This is a genomic window from Burkholderia sp. 9777_1386 (assembly GCF_015712265.1).
GTDB lineage: Bacteria > Pseudomonadota > Gammaproteobacteria > Burkholderiales > Burkholderiaceae > Burkholderia > Burkholderia cenocepacia.
The window spans coordinates 172,236-192,375 of record NZ_JACCQB010000007.1; the positions used below are offsets into that span (position 1 = coordinate 172,236).

Annotated in this window: 17 protein-coding genes; 5 read left to right on the forward strand and 12 right to left on the reverse strand. The window is 67.4% G+C overall.

Features of this window, described 5'->3' with window-relative positions; genetic code table 11:
* Window positions 1–138 precede the first annotated feature (138 nt).
* From H0X91_RS08730 to H0X91_RS08750, 5 genes are all read right to left on the reverse strand, one after another.
* Complete coding sequence (locus H0X91_RS08730) at window positions 139–1,170, reverse strand: Tim44 domain-containing protein (RefSeq protein ID WP_006487901.1); 1,032 nt, start codon at window positions 1,168–1,170, stop codon at window positions 139–141.
* A 41-nt stretch (window positions 1,171–1,211) separates the two neighbouring features.
* The gene (gene ubiE / locus H0X91_RS08735) at window positions 1,212–1,943 is read right to left on the reverse strand and encodes a bifunctional demethylmenaquinone methyltransferase/2-methoxy-6-polyprenyl-1,4-benzoquinol methylase UbiE (protein WP_006477837.1); all 732 of its coding nucleotides are present in this window, start codon (window positions 1,941–1,943) and stop codon (window positions 1,212–1,214) included.
* Window positions 1,944–1,995: 52 nt separating this feature from the next.
* A complete protein-coding gene (locus tag H0X91_RS08740) occupies window positions 1,996–2,409 on the reverse strand; it encodes a gamma-butyrobetaine hydroxylase-like domain-containing protein (protein WP_006487879.1) in 414 nt (137 codons plus the stop codon).
* Window positions 2,406–2,849 carry an HIT family protein gene (locus H0X91_RS08745; protein WP_011546191.1) on the reverse strand — a complete coding sequence of 148 codons (444 nt, stop codon included), beginning with the start codon at window positions 2,847–2,849 and terminating at the stop codon, window positions 2,406–2,408. The genes H0X91_RS08740 and H0X91_RS08745 overlap by 4 nt, the downstream gene beginning before the upstream one ends.
* 84 nt (window positions 2,850–2,933) lie before the next feature.
* Window positions 2,934–6,959 (reverse strand): DUF3683 domain-containing protein, encoded by a 4,026-nt coding sequence (locus H0X91_RS08750; protein WP_006487887.1) that lies wholly within the window; start codon window positions 6,957–6,959, stop codon window positions 2,934–2,936.
* Between the two features lie 571 nt (window positions 6,960–7,530).
* On the opposite strand from H0X91_RS08750, the gene ilvA reads away from it, so the two are divergent.
* Both ilvA and queF read left to right on the forward strand, forming a co-directional pair.
* On the forward strand, window positions 7,531–9,054 hold the full coding sequence (gene ilvA / locus H0X91_RS08755) for a threonine ammonia-lyase, biosynthetic (protein WP_006487895.1): 1,524 nt from the start codon (window positions 7,531–7,533) through the stop codon (window positions 9,052–9,054).
* A gap of 12 nt (window positions 9,055–9,066) precedes the next feature.
* A complete protein-coding gene (gene queF / locus H0X91_RS08760; RefSeq protein WP_006497390.1) occupies window positions 9,067–9,897 on the forward strand; it encodes an NADPH-dependent 7-cyano-7-deazaguanine reductase QueF in 831 nt (276 codons plus the stop codon).
* 82 nt (window positions 9,898–9,979) lie between these two features.
* Here queF and H0X91_RS08765 read toward each other — a convergent pair whose 3' ends face one another.
* From H0X91_RS08765 to H0X91_RS08775, 3 genes are all read right to left on the reverse strand, one after another.
* A complete protein-coding gene (locus tag H0X91_RS08765) occupies window positions 9,980–10,366 on the reverse strand; it encodes a RidA family protein (protein WP_006497391.1) in 387 nt (128 codons plus the stop codon).
* Window positions 10,367–10,444: 78 nt separating this feature from the next.
* Window positions 10,445–11,926 carry an N-acyl-D-amino-acid deacylase family protein gene (locus tag H0X91_RS08770; RefSeq protein WP_196432955.1) on the reverse strand — a complete coding sequence of 494 codons (1,482 nt, stop codon included), beginning with the start codon at window positions 11,924–11,926 and terminating at the stop codon, window positions 10,445–10,447.
* 2 nt (window positions 11,927–11,928) lie between these two features.
* Entirely contained in the window at window positions 11,929–12,867 is a 939-nt protein-coding gene (locus H0X91_RS08775; protein ID WP_006487897.1) for a MurR/RpiR family transcriptional regulator, read from the reverse strand.
* A gap of 119 nt (window positions 12,868–12,986) precedes the next feature.
* On the opposite strand from H0X91_RS08775, the gene H0X91_RS08780 reads away from it, so the two are divergent.
* The gene (locus H0X91_RS08780; protein WP_020979402.1) at window positions 12,987–14,267 is read left to right on the forward strand and encodes an amino acid deaminase; all 1,281 of its coding nucleotides are present in this window, start codon (window positions 12,987–12,989) and stop codon (window positions 14,265–14,267) included.
* Window positions 14,268–14,424: 157 nt separating this feature from the next.
* Complete coding sequence (locus tag H0X91_RS08785) at window positions 14,425–15,006, forward strand: DJ-1/PfpI family protein (RefSeq protein WP_006487930.1); 582 nt, start codon at window positions 14,425–14,427, stop codon at window positions 15,004–15,006.
* Window positions 15,007–15,074: 68 nt separating this feature from the next.
* Here H0X91_RS08785 and H0X91_RS08790 read toward each other — a convergent pair whose 3' ends face one another.
* Window positions 15,075–15,521, reverse strand: coding sequence for a MarR family winged helix-turn-helix transcriptional regulator (locus tag H0X91_RS08790; protein WP_006487928.1), 447 nt, complete (start codon window positions 15,519–15,521; stop codon window positions 15,075–15,077).
* 58 nt (window positions 15,522–15,579) lie between these two features.
* The gene (locus H0X91_RS08795) at window positions 15,580–17,175 is read right to left on the reverse strand and encodes an MDR family MFS transporter (protein ID WP_048987449.1); all 1,596 of its coding nucleotides are present in this window, start codon (window positions 17,173–17,175) and stop codon (window positions 15,580–15,582) included.
* A gap of 106 nt (window positions 17,176–17,281) precedes the next feature.
* On the opposite strand from H0X91_RS08795, the gene H0X91_RS08800 reads away from it, so the two are divergent.
* Window positions 17,282–18,124 (forward strand): EcsC family protein, encoded by an 843-nt coding sequence (locus tag H0X91_RS08800; RefSeq protein WP_006497394.1) that lies wholly within the window; start codon window positions 17,282–17,284, stop codon window positions 18,122–18,124.
* Here the strand turns inward: H0X91_RS08800 and H0X91_RS08805 are convergent.
* Both H0X91_RS08805 and H0X91_RS08810 read right to left on the reverse strand, forming a co-directional pair.
* Entirely contained in the window at window positions 18,094–19,056 is a 963-nt protein-coding gene (locus H0X91_RS08805) for an alpha/beta hydrolase (RefSeq protein ID WP_196432956.1), read from the reverse strand. The two genes, H0X91_RS08800 and H0X91_RS08805, sit on opposite strands and share 31 nt — an antisense overlap.
* Before the next feature lie 89 nt (window positions 19,057–19,145).
* A complete protein-coding gene (locus H0X91_RS08810; RefSeq protein WP_006487921.1) occupies window positions 19,146–19,580 on the reverse strand; it encodes a CHRD domain-containing protein in 435 nt (144 codons plus the stop codon).
* Between the last annotated feature and the right edge of the window lie 560 nt (window positions 19,581–20,140).

Consider the following 20,140-nt stretch of genomic DNA (forward strand, 5'->3'; position numbering starts at 1 on the left):
AGGCCGGGCGCCCACGCGGGTTTCTATTGTAACGTCGGATCGATGGCGGACCGTGCCTGACCGTACACCCGGGCGGCAAGCGGTCGCAGTGCGGCGGCCGTCGCCCGGGTGCCCGGCGGCGCGGGCCGCCGGCCACGCTCAGTGCGTGTTGATCTGCTGGATACCCGCGAGCAGCCAGCCCTGGCTGCCCGACTTCGACAGGTTCCACACCTCGTCGAACGGCGCCGCCGACGTATTCGCCGATTCGCGGATCAGGCCGTGGAAGCGCACGCTCGCCGACTGCTCGATGCCGCGATCCTCGATCGCGACCAGTTCCGCGTCGAGCTGTACGACGTCGGTCTGGTTCGCGTCGTTGCCGCGCGAATCGAGGTCGATCTTGATCTCGGCGAACATTTCGGGCGTCGTGAACTCGCGGATGTCGGCCAGGTTGCCCTGGTCCCACGCGGCCTGCAGGCGCACGAAATAGACTTTCGCGCTGCGCAGGAACGCTTCGGTGTCGAAGCCGGCCGGCACCTGCAGGGGCGCCGCTGCCGCCGCAGCCGCGCCGGCGGCCGCCGCACCGCCGCCGAACACGCCCTGCGCTTCGTTCGCATAGCTGCTGCCGCTGCCCGCGTAGTTGCTGCCGGCATTGCCTTGCTGGAACGACGGGCTTTGCGAGTAGCCGCCCGACGACGATGCGGCGCCGCCGACCGAATACGCCGGCTCCTGCGGGCGACGGCGGTTCATGAACTTGCGGATCAGCCAGATGCCGACCATCGCGAGCAACGCAATCACGATGACGTTCGCCATCATGCTCGCGAATGCGCCGCCGAGACCGAAGTGCGACAGCAGCGCCGCGATACCGAGACCGGCCGCGAGGCCGGCGATCGGCCCGAGCCAGCGCGAGCGGTTGGGCTGCGCGGCCGGCGTGGGGGCAGCCGGGTTCGTGCGCTGCGCCTGCGACGGCGCGGCCTGCTGCATCGGCTGCTGCGCAGGCGGCGTGGCCTGACGCTGCGTGACGGTGGAATTCTGGCGGCCGATGCTGCGCCCGCCGCCCATGCGCTTCGCTTCAGCGTCGAGCGATGCGAACGTGCCGGCCGTGAGCAGGCCGACCATCAGCAGCGTGCCGACCCGTCGAGCCCACGGCTTCGACGGCTTGCTACGGTTGAACAACGAACGCGATTCAGACATCAGCTTCTCCGAATGTAAGACGAATGTAGGGAAAGAACCCCTTAGTACTTGGTCCCTAGGTGTAAAGCTACCACGCCACCTGACAAATTGTAATATTTGACGGCGTCGAGGCCCGCTTGTTCCATCATCGTCTTCAGCGTGTCCTGATCGGGGTGCATCCGGATAGATTCAGCAAGATACCGATAACTTTCGGCATCTTTCGCGAACTTGTCGCCAAGCCACGGTAATACTTTGAAAGAATACAGATCGTACGCTTTTTTCAGCGGATCCCAGACTTTCGAGAATTCCAGCACCATCACGCGACCGCCGGGCTTCGTCACGCGGCGCATCTCGGCCAGCGCGGCATCCTTGTGCGTCATGTTGCGCAGCCCGAACGCGACCGTGACCACGTCGAAGTAGTTGTCCGGGAAGGGAATTTTCTCGGCGTCGCACAGCAGCGACGGCGTCACGACGCCCTTGTCGAGCAGCCGGTCGCGGCCCACGCGCAGCATCGATTCGTTGATGTCGGTATGCCAGACCTCGCCCGTCGGCCCGGCCGCCTTCGCGAACGACTTCGTCAGGTCGCCGGTGCCGGCCGCGATGTCGAGCACCTTGAAGCCGGGGCGCACGTTCGCCTGCGCGATCGTGAACGCCTTCCACGCGCGGTGCATGCCCGCCGACATCAGGTCGTTCATCAGATCGTAGTTGCTCGCGACCGAATGAAACACGCCCGCCACTTTCTTCGCTTTTTCGTTTTCCTCGACGCTCTCGAAGCCGAAGTGGGTTTTGCTCATCGCGTTGATCCTCAGTAAATGGCAAGACGGCGCCGAGCGGGCGCCGTCGATTTCAGTGGCAGTGGCCGTGCGGCGCGCCGGCCGCCTGCATCGGCGCGTCGCGCTCGACGCCCGCCGCCTTCAGTTTGTCGAAATAGTCGCGCCACAGCGCGTCCTGCTGCGTCGCCAGCTCGTACAGCAGGTCCCACGAGTAGATGCCGGTCGAATGGCCGTCGGAGAACGTCGGCTGCAGCGCATAGTTGCCGACGCCCTCGAGCGCGGTGATCGTCACTTCGCGCTTGCCGGTCTGCAACGTCTCCTGGCCGGGCCCGTGGCCGCGCACCTCGGCCGACGGCGAATAGACGCGCATCAGCTCGAACGGAATCCGGTAACTCTCGCCGTTCGGATACTGCAATTCGAGCACGCGCGACACCGCGTGCACGACGACGCCGGACGGAATCGGCGTCGTGGAAGTCAAACCGCTCATGCTTGCCTCGAATCGGTCATGCGTTGAATTTCCTCGCGCACCGCATTGTGCAGCAGCGAGGCCTGCGCCGCGCGCGAGCGCAGCAGCGCCTCGGACACGCTGCGCTGGCGCGGTGCCCACACGGGCTGCGGAAAATGGGCATCGTTGGAAAAGCGCGGAATCACGTGCCAGTGCACGTGCGGCACCATGTTGCCGAGGCTCGCGAGATTCACCTTGTTCGGCTGCATCACGCGGCGCACGGCCCGCTCGACCGCGTAGACCACGCGCATCAGATGTGCCCGCTCGGGCTCGCCGAGATCGGAGAACTCGGCCACGTGCGCGCCCCAGATCACCCGGCAGAAGCCCGGGTAGTCGTGCTCGCCCGTGGCAAGCACGACGCGCAGCGCATCGTCCTGCCAGAGCACCTCGCCGCCGTCTTCACGGCAAAACACGCATTCCATCGTCGCTCCCATGTGGACGGGCGCCGGCATGGCATGCCGGCGCCCGCTCATTCCCGGCCCGGTCGGGCGGTCGTCATGCCCGCATTAGACCAGCACGCGCTCGATCCCGCCATGGTTCGCCCGTGCGACATAATCGGCCATCCAGTTCTCGCCGAGCACCTGGCGCGCGATTTCGACCACGATGTAGTCGGCTTCGAGGTTCGCGTCCTCGCTGTAGCGCGACAGGCCCTGCAGGCACGACGGGCAGCTCGTCAGGATCTTCACGTCCGGGCCGTTCGCGGCCGCGGCGGCCGGCGCCGGCGCGTCGCCCGCCACCACGGGAATCGCGCGCAGCTTCGCGGCGCCCTTGCGGATCTCTTCCTCCTTGCGGAAGCGGACCTGCGTCGAGATGTCCGGCCGCGTGACCGCCAGCGTGCCCGATTCGCCGCAGCAGCGATCGTTCTTCTCGATCTTGTAGCCGTCCTTCTCGGCGCCCATCAGCTCGTTGACGAGCTTCACCGGGTCGATCGTCTTGATCGGCGTGTGGCACGGGTCGTGATACATGTAGCGCGTGCCCGTCACGCCGTCGAGCTTCATCCCCTTCTCGAGCAGGAACTCGTGGATGTCGATGATCCGGCAGCCCGGGAAGATCTTGTCGAATTCGTAACCCGCGAGCTGGTCGTAGCAGGTGCCGCACGACACGACGACCGTCTTGATGTCGAGGTAGTTCAGCGTGTTCGCGACGCGGTGGAACAGCACGCGGTTGTCCGTGACGATCTTCTCGGCCTTGTCGTACTGGCCCGAACCGCGCTGCGGATAGCCGCAGCACAGGTAGCCCGGCGGCAGCACCGTCTGCACGCCCGCTTCCCACAGCATCGCCTGCGTGGCCAGCCCGACCTGCGAGAACAGGCGCTCGGAGCCGCAGCCCGGGAAGTAGAACACCGCCTCCGAATCGACGGTCGTCGACTTCGGGTTGCGGATGATCGGCACGATCTTGTTGTCCTCGATGTCCAGCAGCGCGCGCGCCGTCTTCTTCGGCAGGTTGCCCGGCATCTTCTTGTTGACGAAGTGGATCACCTGCTCGACCACCGGCGGCTTGCCGGTCGTCGCGGGCGGGTGCTGCGTCTGCTTCGTCACGACCTTCTTCAGCATGTCGTTCGCGAAGCGCTGCACCTTGTAGCCGACGCCCATCATCACGCCGCGCGCGACGTTGATCGTCTGCGGATTGGTCGCGTTCAGGAAGAACATGCCCGCCGCGTTGCCGGCGTTGAACTTCTTCTTGCCCATCTTGCGCAACAGGTTGCGCATGTTCATCGTGACGTCGCCGAAATCGATCTTCACCGGGCACGGCGTCGCGCACTTGTGGCACACCGTGCAGTGGTCGGCCACGTCGTTGAACTCGTCCCAGTGCTTGATCGACACGCCGCGGCGCGTCTGTTCTTCGTACAGGAACGCCTCGACTAAGAGCGACGTCGCGAGGATCTTGTTGCGCGGGCTGTACAGCAGGTTCGCGCGCGGCACGTGGGTCGCGCACACCGGCTTGCACTTGCCGCAGCGCAGGCAGTCCTTCACCGAATCGGCGATCGCGCCGATGTCGGACTGCTGCATGATCAGCGATTCGTAGCCCATCAGCCCGAAGCTCGGCGTGTACGCGTTGCGCAGGTCGGCGCCGTCGAGCAGCTTGCCCTTGTTGAAGCGGCCGTTCGGGTCGACGCGCTGCTTGTATGCGCGGAATTCGGCAATCTCGTCGTCGGTCAGGAATTCGAGCTTCGTGATGCCGATCCCGTGTTCGCCGGAAATCACGCCGTCGAGCGAGCGCGCGAGCGTCATGATGCGGGCGACCGACGCGTGCGCGTCCTGCAGCATCTCGTAGTTGTCGGAGTTGACCGGGATGTTGGTGTGGACGTTGCCGTCGCCCGCGTGCATGTGCAGTGCGACGAACACGCGGCCGCGCAGCACGCGCTTGTGGATCGCCTGCGCCTCGTCGAGGATCTGCTTGAATGCGCCGCCGTTGAAGATCGCGCGCAATTCCGCGCGGATTTCCTGCTTCCACGAGATGCGGACCGTGCGGTCCTGCGTGATGTGGAACACGGTCGCGCCCGGCTGTTCGTCCGCACGATCCGCGAACTTCTCGGCGAGCGCCTCGTAGCCGAGCTGCACCAGGTAGTGCTGCGCCTCGCGCAGCGGCTGGTCGAGCCGGTCGCGCACGAATTCCCAGCGCGCACGCACGCGCTTGAGCAGTTCCAGCGCCTGCTGGACGCGATCCTCGAGCAGTTCCGCGCTCGGGATCTCGTTCGCGTCGTCGGTCTTGCCGAGCGGCAGGTTGCCGCCGCGGAAGAACGCTTCGAGCGCATCGACCAGCTGCAGCTTGTTCTTCAGCGACAGCTCGATGTTGATCCGCTCGATGCCGTCGGTGTACTCGCCCATCCGGTTCAGCGGGATGACGACGTCCTCGTTGATCTTGAACGCGTTCGTGTGCTTCGCGATCGCGGCCGTGCGGCTGCGGTCGAGCCAGAAGCGCTTGCGCGCCTCCGCGCTGACCGCGACGAAGCCTTCGCCGCTCTTGCCGTTCGCCATCCGGATCACTTCGGACGTCGCGTGCGCGACCGCGTCGGCGTCGTCGCCGACGATGTCGCCGATCAGCACCATCTTCGGGAATGCGTTGCGCTTGCTCTTGGTCGCGTAGCCGACCGCGCGCAGGTAGCGCTCGTCGAGGTGCTCGAGGCCCGCGAGGATCGCGCCGCCCTGCTTCGACGTCTCGAACAGGTAATCCTTGATCTCGACGATGCTCGGGATCGCCTCGCGCGCCTGGCCGAAGAATTCGAGGCAGACGGTGCGCGTGTGCGCGGGCATCTTGTGCAGCACCCAGCGCGCGGACGTGATGAGCCCGTCGCAGCCTTCCTTCTGCACGCCCGGCAGGCCGGCGAGGAACTTGTCGGTCACGTCCTTGCCGAGCCCTTCCTTGCGGAACCGGCGGCCTTCGATCTCGAGCATCTCGCTCTTGAGCAGCTTCTCGCCCGGCGCATACGCGCCGTCGAACCACTTCAGCTCGAAGCGCGCGACCGCGATGTCGTGGATCTTGCCCTGGTTGTGCTCGTGGCGCGTGACTTCGAGCCAGTTGCCGTCCGGGTCGACCATCCGCCACCAGGCGAGGTTGTCGAGCGCGGTGCCCCACAGCACGGCCTTCTTGCCGCCCGCGTTCATCGCGACGTTGCCGCCGATGCACGAGGCGTCGAGCGACGTCGGATCGACCGCGAACACGTAGCCGGCCGCCTCGGCCGCTTCCGTCACGCGACGCGTGACGACGCCCGCGCCGGAGAAGATCGTCGGCACCTTGTGCGCGACGCCGGGCAGCTCGGTCAGCTCGACCGCGCCCAGTTGTTCGAGCTTTTCGGTGTTGATCACCGCGGAGAACGGCGTGAGCGGCACCGCGCCGCCCGTGTAGCCGGTGCCGCCGCCACGCGGGATCACGGTCAGGCCGAGCTCGAAGCACGCCTTGATCAGGCCGGCGATCTCGGCTTCGGTATCGGGCGTCAGCACGACGAACGGGTATTCGACGCGCCAGTCGGTCGCGTCGGTCACGTGCGACACGCGCGACAGCCCGTCGAAGCGGATGTTGTCCTTCTGCGTGCAGCGGCCGAGCGCCTTGGTCGCGCGGCGGCGCAGCTCGGCCATCTTGTCGAATTCGTCCGCGAACTCGTTGACCGCACGCTGCGCGGCGGTCTCGAGCATCTCCACGCGCGACGCGCGCTCGCGGCCCGCGTCGTCGCGATGCTCGGTGAGATCCGCGCTGCGGCGCTTGCCGATCTCGGTCAGACGGTGGTTCAGCGCCTCGATCAGCAGCGCGCGGCGCTTCGGGTTGTCGAGCAGGTCGTCCTGCAGGTACGGGTTGCGACGCACGACCCAGATGTCGCCGAGCACTTCATACAGCATCCGCGCCGAGCGGCCCGTACGGCGCTCGGCGCGCAGCTCGTCGAGCACCGACCACGCCTCTTCGCCGAGCAGGCGGATCACGATCTCGCGATCCGAGAAGGACGTGTAGTTGTAGGGAATCTCGCGCAAGCGGGGCGCGGGGTCGGCGGCGACGGCGGCGGCCGCGCCATGCGGATCGAAAACTTGTGGTGCGTTCATGTTCGGACGACTCGGAGGGCCGATACACCGTGCACGGGCGTCGGCAAGCGCGTGGGCGCAATCTTGGGGAAATCTGTTCTGTTACCAGGCGCGCGGCTGTCCTTCATGGGGCCGGAGCGGGCGACTCGCCCCTCCTGGCCGGCGACAGGGCCTGGCGGCACTCGGGATCATCAGCACGATCGCGCGCGGCGCGCATGCCGTTCGGCCGCGGGGCTGGCTGCGCGCGGCGTCGGCTTCAACGGTGCGATCCGAGGGTGCCTCTGCATCTTCCGAATCCTTGATTCAAAACGGAATTCTAACCCATGATCGGGCGGTCCGTGACACGCCGGACAGGTCGTGGGGCTATCGCCGCGAGCCGCGCCGGGCGGGGCTCGGCGCGGTTTCATGCGATCATTCGCCGTCCGTCCGGTCGGTAACCACGCGGTTAAGCCGATAAAAAGCGGCGCCCGGCGGCGCGCCTCCCCTGCCGGCACGCCCACCCGGCCGCCCGGCATGCCGCTTGCGTACGGGCGGACCCTTGGCGCTATCATTGACCCTTTACCGTCTGCATCCGCACTGCACGCGAGCGCCCATGGCATCCCACGATTACCTGAAGAAAATCCTCACCGCGCGCGTCTACGACGTCGCGATCGAGACGGAACTCGAACCCGCCCGCAACCTGTCGGCCCGGCTGCGCAACGCCGTTTACCTGAAGCGCGAGGACAACCAGCCGGTGTTCTCGTTCAAGCTGCGCGGCGCGTACAACAAGATGGCGCACATTCCGACGGATGCGCTCGCGCGCGGCGTGATTACGGCGTCGGCCGGCAACCACGCGCAGGGTGTCGCGTTCTCGGCGGCCCGGATGGGCATCAAGGCCGTGATCGTCGTGCCGGTCACGACGCCGCAGGTGAAGGTCGACGCGGTGCGCGCGCACGGCGGCCCGAGCGTCGAGGTGATCCAGGCGGGCGAATCGTACAGCGATGCATACGCGCACGCGGTGAAGGTCCAGCAGGAGCGCGACCTCACGTTCGTTCACCCGTTCGACGATCCGTACGTGATCGCCGGCCAGGGCACGATCGCGATGGAGATCCTGCGTCAGCACCAGGGCCCGATCCATGCGATCTTCGTGCCGATCGGCGGCGGCGGGCTCGCGTCCGGCGTCGCCGCGTACGTGAAGGCGGTGCGTCCGGAGATCAAGGTGATCGGCGTGCAGGCCGAGGACTCGTGCGCGATGAAGCAGTCGCTGGACGCGGGCGAGCGCATCGAGCTGAGCGAGGTCGGCCTGTTCGCGGACGGCACCGCGGTGAAGCTCGTCGGCGAGGAAACCTTCCGGCTGTGCCGCGAATTCCTCGACGGCGTCGTGACGGTCAACACCGACGCGCTGTGCGCGGCGATCAAGGACGTGTTCCAGGACACGCGCAGCGTGCTCGAACCGTCGGGCGCGCTCGCGGTCGCGGGCGCGAAGCTGTACGCGGAACGCGAAGGCATCGAGAACCAGACGCTCGTCGCGGTCACGTCCGGCGCGAACATGAACTTCGACCGGATGCGCTTCGTCGCCGAGCGCGCCGAGGTCGGCGAAGCGCGCGAAGCGGTGTTCGCGGTCACGATCCCCGAGGAACGCGGCAGCTTCAAGCGCTTCTGCTCGCTGGTCGGCGATCGCAACGTCACCGAGTTCAACTACCGGATCGCCGACGAGAAGTCCGCGCACATCTTCGTCGGCGTGCAGATCCGCCGTCGCGGCGAATCGGCGGAGATCGCCGCGAACTTCGAGTCGCACGGTTTCAAGAGCGTCGACCTGACGCACGACGAGCTGTCGAAGGAGCACATCCGCTACATGGTCGGCGGCCGCTCGCCGCTCGCGCTCGACGAGCGCCTGTTCCGCTTCGAATTCCCGGAACGGCCGGGCGCGCTGATGAAGTTCCTGTCGTCGATGGCGCCGGACTGGAACATCAGCCTGTTCCACTACCGTAACCAGGGCGCGGACTACAGCTCGATCCTCGTCGGGCTGCAGGTGCCGCAGGCCGACCGCGCCGAATTCGAACGCTTCCTCGCGGCGCTCGGCTATCCGTATGTCGAAGAGAGCGCCAACCCGGCTTACCGCCTCTTCCTGTCGTAAAGGCTGCGTGCAATGAATCCCGAACAATCCCCGCTCGGCAAGGCCACCGTCTACGCGGCGCAGTACGATGCGTCGCTGCTGTTCCCGATCCCGCGCGCCGGCGCGCGCGAGCAGCTCGGCATCACGTCGGCGCTGCCGTTCTTCGGCACCGACATCTGGAACGCGTACGAACTGTCGTGGCTCAACGCGCGCGGCAAGCCGCAGGTCGCGATCGCGACGTTCTACGTGCCGGCCGAATCGCCGAACATCGTCGAATCGAAGTCGTTCAAGCTGTATCTCGGCTCGTTCGCACAGTCGAAGTTCGACTCGGTCGACGCGGTGCGCGACGTGCTGAAGCGCGACGTGTCGGCCGCGTGCGGCGCGAGCGTGTCGGTCCAGCTGGTGTCGGCGCACGATTTCCGCAAGCTGGAGATGGACGAGCTCGACGGGCTGTCGCTCGACCGGCTCGACCTCGACGCCGACGTGTACGAACCCGATCCGTCGCTACTGTCGGCGGCCGACGGCGAGGACGAAGCACCGGTCGAGGAGACGCTCGTGTCCGACCTGCTGCGCTCGAACTGCCCGGTCACGGGCCAGCCCGACTGGGGCAGCGTGCAGATCCACTACGTCGGGCCGCAGATCGACCACGCGGGGCTGCTGCGCTACATCATCTCGTTCCGCAATCACACGGGCTTTCACGAGCAGTGCGTCGAGCGGATCTTCCTCGACATCATGCACGCGTGCAAACCGGTGAAGCTCGCGGTGTACGCGCGCTATACGCGCCGCGGCGGGCTCGACATCAACCCGTTCCGCACCAACTACAACCAGCCGATGCCGGACAACGCGCGGACCGCGCGGCAGTAACGGCCACGCGCGTCAAACGAAACAGCCCGGTCGGCTTCAACCGACCGGGCTGTTTCACTGTGCGCGGGGAAGCGTGGCCGCGTTACTTCGCCGGCGCCTTGTAAGCGATGCAATCGACTTCGACCTTGCAGTCGATGACCATGCTCGACTGCACGCACGCGCGCGCCGGCGGGTTCTCGCCGAAGTACGAAATGAACACCTTGTTGAACGACGCGAAATCGCGTGCGTCGTCGAGCCATACGCCGCAGCGCACGACGTGCTCGAGGCCGTAGCCGGCTTCCTTCAGGATCGCGATCACGTTCTCGATCGCCTGCTTCGACTGCGTGACGATCCCGCCTTCCACGACCTCGCCATTCACCATCGGCGTCTGGCCCGACACGTACAGCCAGCCGTCGGCCTCGACCGCCCGTGCAAACGGCATCACCTGGCCGCCGGTGCCCTTCGCTTCGCCTACGCCATATCGCTTCATCGTTTCACTCCTCACATTTCGGTTACGGATGCACGCGCCGGCTGCTGCGGCGCGCACGGAAGATCGGAATGCGTGCGTTCAGAACGCCGCATCGGCACTGGCCGGCACGCGCTCGCCGCGCGCGACGAAACCGCCGGCGCGCTCGCCGGTCGGTTGGCCGTTTTCATAGGTCAGCACGCCGTTCACCCACACGGCGTCGATCCCGTGCGCGGGCTGCTGCGGCTTCTCGAACGTCGCGGCGTCGATCACGCTCGCCGGATCGAACAGCACCAGGTCCGCGTGATAGCCGACATGCACCTCGCCGCGCTTCGGGATGCCATAGCGACGCGCGGACAGCGACGTCATCTTGCGGATCGCCTCCTCGAGCGGCAGCAGGTTGGTGTCGCGCACGTAATGGCCGAGCACGCGCGGAAACGCGCCCCACAGCCGCGGATGCGGCAGCGGATCGTTCGGCAGGCCATCCGAGCCGACCATCGTCGCCGGATGCGACAGGATCCGGCGCACGTCGTCCTCGGACATGTTGTGGTACACGGCGCCGGCCGGACGGATGCGCTGCGCGGCTTCCTGCTCGGTCAAGCCCCAGTCGGCCGCGATCGCCTTCAGCAGCTTGCCCGCGACTTCCGGGTGCGGCTCCGACCACGTGATCGTGATGTCGATGTCGCCCGTCACCTGCTTCAGGTCGAGCGTCGACGAACTGCGGCTGTACGGATAGCAGTCGCAGCCGACCGGCTGGTAGCGGCGCGCGCCTTCGAGCGACGCGAGCACCTCGGTGCTGCGCCCCCAGTTCGACGGGCCCGCGCATTTCAGGTGCGAGATCACGACCGGCACCTGCGCGTGACGGCCGACGCGATAGGCTTCGTCCATCGCGTCGAGGATCGCGTCGAACTCGGTGCGCATGTGCGTCGTGTACAGCGCACCGGAGCGGGCGAGCGGCTCGGCGAGCGCCATCACTTCCTCGGTCGGCGCCGCGAACGCGGAACCGTACGCGAGACCCGACGACAGGCCGAGCGCGCCGTTCGCGAGCGCCTCCTCGAGCTGCGCGCGCATGCCGGCGATCTCGCCGTCGGTCGCCGCGCGGTCGAGGCGGTCCATCTGGTTGTTGCGCAGCGCCGTGTGGCCGACGAGCGCCGCGACGTTCACGGCCGGGCGCGCGTCGTTCACGGCCGCGACGTAAGCGGCGAAGGTCGGGTACTGGAACGCGCCGCGCTCGCCGAGCAGGTTCATCGGGTCGGGCGGGTCGCCCGCGAGCGTCACCGGCGATGCGCTGATCCCGCAGTTGCCGACGATCACGGTCGTCACGCCCTGCGAGATCTTCGGGATCATCTCCGGCGCACGGATCACGTGCGTGTCGTCGTGGGTATGCACGTCGACGAAACCCGGCGCGAGCGCCCGGCCGTTCGCGTCGACGACGTGCTCCGCGAGCCAGTTCGACAGGTTGCCGATCGCCGCGATCAGGCCGTTGCGGATCGCGACGTCGCGCGTGACGGGCGGCGCGCCGGTGCCGTCGTACAGTTGCGCGCCGACGATCAGCGTATCGGCCGCTTCGGGATGCGAATGCATGGTCAGTCTCCTACCGGTTGACGGTCGCCGCCGCCGCGGTGCGCGTCAAGCGCGTGTTTGATGCGGCGCAGCGATTCCCGGCCCGCATCGCCGAGCCGCAATGCGACGCCGGTGACGAGCACGTCGATCGCCATCATCATCGCGTAGCGCGAGGTCGACGGCTTGTAAATGAAATCGGTTTCGAACGCGACGACCGGGATCAGGTGGTCGGCGAGCTTCGCGAGCGGCGACGCCGGCGCGGTGATCGCGATCAGCTTCGCGCCGTAGCGCTTCGCGAGCCGGCAGCTCTCGAGCAGCTCGGGCACACGCCCGCTCACCGACAACGCGACGACGACGGTGTCGCCCGACAGCGTCGCGGCCACCATCCGCTGCAGCAGGCTGTCCTGGTAGCTCGCGACCGGCCGGCCGAAGCGCACGAGCCGGAAGCGCAGCTCGTCGGCGAGCGCGGTCGAGCCGCCGCCCTGCCCGTACACGTACGTCATCTTCGCGCCGGCGAGCAGGTCGGCCGCCGCGTCGAACGACGTGTTGCGCAACAGCTGGTGATTGTGGGCGAGCGCCACGCGGATCTCGTCGTAGACCATCGACGCGGGACTCGCGTCGTCGGCCGGCGTGTCGTCGGACGGCACCAGGAAGCGCTGGCCGACGGCCGCCGCCTGCGCGACGAGCACCTTCAGTTCGCGCACGTCGCGACAGCCGACGGCCTTCGCGAAACGCGTGACCGTCGCGACGCTGACCTCCGCGTCGCGCGCGAGCGCCCCGATGCTCGCATGCGCGGCGCGGGCCAGATCGGCGAGGATGAACGCGGCGACCTTGCGCTCGGCCTCGCGCAACTCGGGCGCGCATTCGGCGATCCGCGCGACGATGTCGAGGACCGGCGGAGCGGCCTGAGCCGGATAGGGCTCGGCGGCTGGCGGAGCGGACGGGGAAGCGGGCGTATTCATCTGCGGAAAAGGGTGCGAGGCCGGATGTTATTAAATAACATCACCGCGCCGATGCTACTTTCTGTACCATCTGCATGTCAACTTCAGTGCAATGCATAGTGATGATGGAGCGGGATGACATGAAAGTTACAAACTATCAGGAAGCGACGATCGATCCGTTCGGCAAGGGCCTGGGCAATCTGCCGAGCGCGAGCGTGCCGCTCGGCGACGCGGGCCGGCTCGAATGGAACCTGCTCGCGGAAGACGTCAGCCTGCCGGCCGCCGTGCTTTACGAGGATCGCGTCGAGCACAACCTGAACTGGATGCAGGCGTTCGTGCAGAAATACGGCGTCAAGTTCGCGCCGCACGGCAAGACGACGATGGCGCCGCAACTGTTCCGCCGCCAGCTCGACGCCGGCGCGTGGGGCATCACGCTCGCGACCGCGCACCAGACGCAGGCCGCGTATCACGGCGGCGTGCGGCGCGTGCTGCTCGCGAACCAGCTGGTCGGCCGCCAGAACATGACGATCATCGCGGGGCTGCTGTCCGATCCCGATTTCGAGTTCTTCTGTCTCGTCGATTCCGCGGAGAGCGTCGACCAGCTCGGCCGCTTCTTCGGCGCCGCGCAGAAGTCGCTGAACGTGCTGATCGAGCTCGGCGTGCCGGGCGGCCGCGCGGGCGTGCGCGATGCCGCGCAGCGCGAGGCCGTGCTGGCCGCGATCGCGCGCTATCCGGACACGCTGAAGCTGGCCGGCATCGAGCTCTATGAAGGCGTGCTGAAAGAGGAAGGCGAGATCCGCGCGTTCCTGCAGCAGGCGGTCGCGCTCACGCGCGAGCTGGCCGAAGCCGGCCGCTTCGCGCGCACGCCGGCGATCCTGTCCGGCGCCGGTTCGGCGTGGTACGACGTGGTCGCGGAAGAATTCCGGAAGGCGTCCGACGCGGGCTTCGCGGAAGTCGTGCTGCGTCCCGGCTGCTACCTGACGCACGACGTCGGCATCTACAAGAAGGCGCAGAGCGACGTGTTCGCGCGCAACCCGATCGCCCGCTCGATGGGCGAAGGGCTGCTGCCGGCGCTGCAGCTGTGGGCGTACGTGCAGTCGGTGCCGGAGCCCGATCGCGCGATCGTCGCGCTCGGCAAGCGCGATGCGGCGTTCGACGCGGGCCTGCCCGAGCCGGCGCGCCACTTCCGCCCGGGCCGCGACAGCGCGCCGCGCGACGTCGCCGCCACCGAAGGCTGGGCCGTCACCGGGATGATGGACCAGCACGCATACCTGCAGATCCCGCCGGGCGCGGACGTGAAGGTCGGCGACATGGTCGCGTTCGACATCTCGCACCCGTGCCTGACGTTCGACAAGTGGCGCCAGGTGCTCGTGCTCGATCCGCAGTTCCGCGTGACGGAAGTCGTCGAGACCTTCTTCTGACGCACGCCGCGCGCGACGCCGCCCAGCCGCTCGCGCGGGGCGGCCGTCACGCGCGCTTCAATCTGGCGGAGTACACTGCGCTTTCGTCCTCGGGGCCCGTCGCCGCCGTCATGCACGGCGCGACCGGGCCTTCAACGCTGCTTCACTGGAGAAAGCCATGGCCGCGAAGAAGATCCTGTTCCTGACCGGCGATTTCGCCGAAGACTACGAAACGATGGTGCCGTTCCAGGCGCTGCAGGCCGTCGGCCACCACGTCGATGCAGTCTGCCCGGGCAAGCGCGCGGGCGACAAGATCAAGACCGCGATCCACGATTTCGAAGGCGACCAGACCTACACCGAGAAGCCCGGCCACCAGTTCACGTTGAATGCGGCATTCGACGACGTCGATGCGGCGCGCTACGACGCGCTCGCGATCGCGGGCGGCCGTGCGCCCGAATACCTGCGACTCGATCCGAAGGTGATCTCGCTCGTGCGCGAGTTCGCCGAGGCCGGCAAGCCGATCGCGGCGATCTGCCACGCGGCGCAACTGCTCGCGGCCGCCGACGTGATCCGCGGCAAGCGCATTTCGGCCTACCCGGCCTGCGCGCCGGAAGTGAAGCTCGCGGGCGGCGAATACGCGGACATCCCGGTCGACGCGGCCGTGACCGACGCGCCGTTCGTCACCGCCCCCGCGTGGCCTGCACATCCGGCCTGGCTCGCGCAGTTCCTCGCGTTGCTCGGCACGCGCATCGAGCTGTAAACCGTCACCTGATCAGAATGAAATGAAGCGGCGGCCGGCGGCGCTCAAGTACCGCCCGGCCCCGCGCATCAACGCGCGACCGGCGTCGACCCGACATCCGCGATCCGCGATTCCAGCATCGCGAGCGCACCCGACAGCGCATTCAGCACATCGTCCGGCAACTGCGCCATCGTCTGGTCGAGAAACGCCTTGCGGCGCGGCAGGCACGCGTCGAACGCCGCGCGGCCGGCTTCCGTCAGCGTGACGTTGGTCACGCGGTTGTCGCGCGCGTCCGATTCGCGCTCGATCCAGCCGAGCGCGTCGAGCGACTTCAACTGGCGCGTGAGCGCGCCCGGATCGATGCGCAGCACTTCGACGAGCTTCTTCTGCGACGCATGCCCGTCCATCGTGTGCAGCGCGACCATGATGCGCCAGCGCGGCATCGGCTGCCCGACGTGCGCTTCGAACGCGGTCATGAAGGCGCGATACGTGCGTCCGAATTGCTGCAAGATCGCGACGCGGTCCTGTTCTTCCATGCGCTGATTTCGTTCCGGTGAATCGTTGAGTCGTCGAATCGCTCGATCGCGTGACCGGTCAGTCGGCCGCGACGTGCGGTTCGATCTTGCGCCGCAGCGCGATCGGCGGCACGCGACGGCACTGCCACACCGACACCACGGCGACGACGGCCGCCATCGCGACCCCCAGGTGAATCGCGCCGACCAGCGATTCGCGGGCCGCTTCCAGCAGCAGCGCGCCATTATGCCCGGCACGCGTCAACTCCGCGACGAGACCGCCCTGCGCCGCGCGATCGATCAGGATCTGCGGATCGGCGAGCCGCGCGTGCCACTGCATCGCGTGGTCGGCCGACAGCGCGTTGCGCACACCGCTCGAATACATCTGGTTGACGAGCGTGCCCGTCAGCGCGGTGCCCAGCATCCCGCCGACCATCCGCAGCGACTGCAAGAGCGCCGTCGCGATGCCGAGATGCTCGCGGCCGGCCGTCTGCTGCGCGAACACGGTGAGGTTCGGCAACACGAAACCGAGCCCGATGCCGCCCGCGACCATCAGCGCCATCAGCATCCAGGCCGGCGTCGTGTGGGTCGCCACGACGATGCCCGCGCACGCGACGGCGAACAGCACGAAGCCGACGTGCAGCATTGCGTTCGGGTTGCGGATGCGCGTGACGACGCGGCCGTTCATGATGCTGCCGATCGTGATGAACACGACGAGCGGCGTGATCACGAGCCCGGCCTCCTTCGGCGACATCCCGAAGCCGCCCTGGAACAGCAGCGGCGCGTAGAACAGCAGCGAGAACATCGAGAAACCGGCGAGGATCGCGAGCACGAACAGCGCCGACAGCGCACGGTTGCCGAACATGTCGAACGGCAAAATCGGTTGCGCACAGCGTTTCTCCCAGTGCCACAGGCCGACGCCCGCCGCGACCGCGACGACGAGCAGCAGCGACGCCCAGCTCATGACGCCGTACTTCGGCAGCCATTCGACGAACAGTTGCAGCGCACCGAGCGACAGCGCGATCAAGAGCGCGCCCGGCCAGTCGAGCCGCATCTTGCGATCGTGTTCGACGTGGCGCAGGTGCGGCAGGTAGCGCCACACGAAAATCAGCGACAGGATGCCGATCGGCAGGTTGACGTAGAACACCGAGCGCCAGCCGAACGACTGGGTCAGGAACCCGCCGAGCGACGGGCCGACCGCGTTCGCGATGCCGAACGCGGAACTCATCAGCACCTGCCAGCGCAGCCGCACGACGGAATCGGGGAACAGATCGGGAATGCACGCGAACGCGGTGCCGACCAGCATCCCGCCGCCGATTCCCTGCAGTCCGCGCGCGAGCACGAGGGTCAGCATGTCGTTGGCCATCCCGCACAGCACCGACGCGCCGGTGAACACGACGATCGACGCGATCACGAACGGCTTGCGGCCGTAATAGTCGCCGAGCCGGCCGAAGATCGGCACCGTGATCACGGAACTGAGCAGGTACGAGGTCGCGACCCACGCGTACAGGTCGAAGCCGCGGAGTTCGGCGACGATGGTCGGCAGCGCCGTGCCGACGACCGTCTGGTCCAGCGCGACCAGCATGGTGACGAACGAGATCCCGATCATCGCCAGCAGCGACTCGCGGAACGGCAGGACTTGCCCGCTCGAATGGTGGGCGGCGGTGTGAACGGCCATTTTTTGTCGATGCAACTTTTGCCGAGTCAAAGAATCTCAAAATTCTAGCATGCCGGAGTAATCTAGGCTGGCGATGGTTCAGGGCCCGCTCAGGCCAAGGAGAAAGATGGAACCGATTTCAATCACCCCCGCGACGGCGCTGTCGCCGGAGGATCGGGACGCGCTGCGGCGCGCGAAACAGGTGCTGGAAAGCCCGTCGCTGACGATGAAGCTGACGGGCGTGCTCGGCGCGCCGGTCGAGAAGATGATCGCGCGGCTGCCGGACTTCGCGACCGGCAAGATCAACGACGCGACGCAGCTCGCGCTGCGCAAGTGCCTGAACATCGCGCTGCGCACGCTCGGCAAGCCGCAGGCGCCGGACGCGGAGCCCGAGAAACCCAGTAACCTGCTGCACAAGCTCGCGGTCGCGACGACCGGCGCGGCGGGCGGCGCGTTCGGTTTTCTCGCGCTGCCGGTCGAGCTGCCGGTGACGACCACGCTGATCTTCCGCTCGGTGTGCGACATCGCGCGCAGCGAGGGCGAGGACCTGACGTCGGTCGATACGCAGTTGCAGTGCCTGGCCGTGCTCGGCATGGGCGGCAACCCGGACAAGCAGGAGGAAGACGCCGATCTCGGCTATTTCGTGCTGCGCGGCGCGCTCGCGCAGGCGATCTCGAAGGCGTCGTCGGACATCACGGCGAAAGGCATCGCCGCGCACAGCTCGGCGGCCGTGTTCAAGCTCGTGCAGACGGTGGCCTCGCGCTTCTCGGTGCAGGTGACCGAACAGATGGCCGCGAAGTCGATCCCGGCGATCGGCGCCGTGCTCGGCGCGACCGTCAACACGCTGTTCATCGACCACTTCCAGCAGATGGCGCACGGCCACTTCACCGTGCGCCGGCTCGAACGCAAGTACGGCTCGGTGGCCGTCAAGGCCGCCTATCAGGCGATCGACGCCTCGCCCACGCGCTGAACCGCGCGCTCGACCGCGACGCGGCGCAGGAACGCGGCCGCGCGATCGAGCGCGTCGCGCGCTTCCGGCACCATCGGTGCGTACAGCTGCCACACGTGCGGCATGTCGGGCCACACCTCGATTTCGACCTGAACGCCGGCCGCCTTTGCCTTCTCGGCGACGCGGCGTGAATCGTCGAGCAGCACTTCTGTGCTGCCGGCCTGGATGTACAGCGGCGGCAGGCCCGTGAAGTCCGCGTAGAGCGGCGATGCGTACGGATTCGTCGCGGGCTCGTCGCCGAGATACAGCTTCGCCGCCTTCGGCAGCGCCGCGGCCGCGAACATCGGATCGACGCCGTCGTTGCTGCGCATCGTGCCGCCGGTGCCGGCCAGGTCGGTCCACGGCGAGAACAGGATCGCGCCGGCCGGCAGCGGCTCGCCGCGATCACGCAGCGCGACGAGCGTCGCGAGCGCGAGGCCGCCGCCCGCCGAATCGCCGCCGAGCACGATCGATTCGGGCGGCGTGCCGAGCGCCAGCAGTTGCCGATAGGCGGCGAGCGCATCGTCGAGCGCGGCGGGGAAACGGTTTTCGGGTGCGAGCCGGTAGTCGAGTGAGAACGAACGGACGCCCGCGCGCTTCGTCAGGCCGAACACCAGCGGTCGGTGGGTCTTCGTCGAACAGAAGTAGTAACCGCCGCCGTGGAAATACAGCAGCGTGCGGCCGGACCCGCGGCCCGCGCCCGTGTCGGTGCGCTCGAGCCATTCGCCGCGCAGCGGCGCGTCCCCGGCGCCATAGCACTGCCGCAGCCGGTAGCCCGACGGCGGGCGGCGCGGCACGAACATCCGCAGGTCGGTGAAGCGCCGGGCACGCGCGGGGTCGAGCACCTCGCGCATGGTTTCCGGACGAAACTGCCAGCGCAGCAGCCAGCAGGCGAACTTGCTTTGCCAACTCATCGGACGCACTCCGTCATCGCAGTGTGACGATGGTACGTGCGAACGCTCCCGCGTCGCTCGACAGGTGCCTCTATATCAAACGCCGGCGCTCAGTTCGCCGGCATCACCTGGCCGCGGATCTCGCCGGACGGGTGTTCCTTCGTATGAATGTTGAAGTACCACTTGCCGCCCATCAGGTCGGTGACCTGCGCGTCGGTGAGCGCCTTCGAACCCTTGATCGGGCTCGCCAGCTCGTCCTTCGGAATCGGCACCTGCACGCCGGCGTTCTGGCCGACCGGCGCGGGCCCGTGGAAATGCGCGGCCGTGGCCGGCCCCGTGAGGTGTTCGTAAGTGACCGTCCACTGCAGCATGTGGGTGGCCGTGTCGTAGGTGGCGGCGACGGCGCCCGAGCCCTTGGTCGCCGTCGGCGGCACTTCGCTCGACGGCTGCAGGCTGGCGGACAGGCGCACCGTTTCGGCAGCGGCGCTGCCGGCCGCCAGCACGCCCGCGCATAACGCGACCTGGAGCAAACGCAGCTTGAGCATGGATTCTCCTTGTACGACGTGGTACGCCGCCCGGGCGGCGGCGTCACCCGTGATGGTAGTCGATCGGCGCCCGGTCCGGCAGCCTGCCGAAACCTGGAAGAGACCTTTGCAGCACGGCCCCTGAATCCGTGCACGGGCTTTCGCTACACTTCGTTTCACAGTTGCTTGTTTCCTTCGTCCGAAGGAGTCTGCGAGTATTCACGCGGCCACCCCGGCCGCGTTTTTTTTGCGTGTCTCGAACGGCAAGCGGAATGCCGCGCGCGAACGCCGCGTTTTGGCCCTGCTTATCATCAAGCAGGACGAATCATGCTTCGTCGCGCACACGTCGCGATCGAAACGCGTGTCGACCACTACCGCAACCCGCATGTTGTCCCGATGTGCGTAATACGTTATTGCGCGCAGCCGGGTCGACACGTGTTTTCGTGCGCAGGACAATGACCGCGTGTTGTCGTGACTGGAAAGAAGTGAACCGTGCCGGCCCTGTCGCTTATACACATCTGACGCTGCCGACGATAAGGCCCGCGTTTATCTTGATGGACGCGGTGCCGTGTCGGAACAGC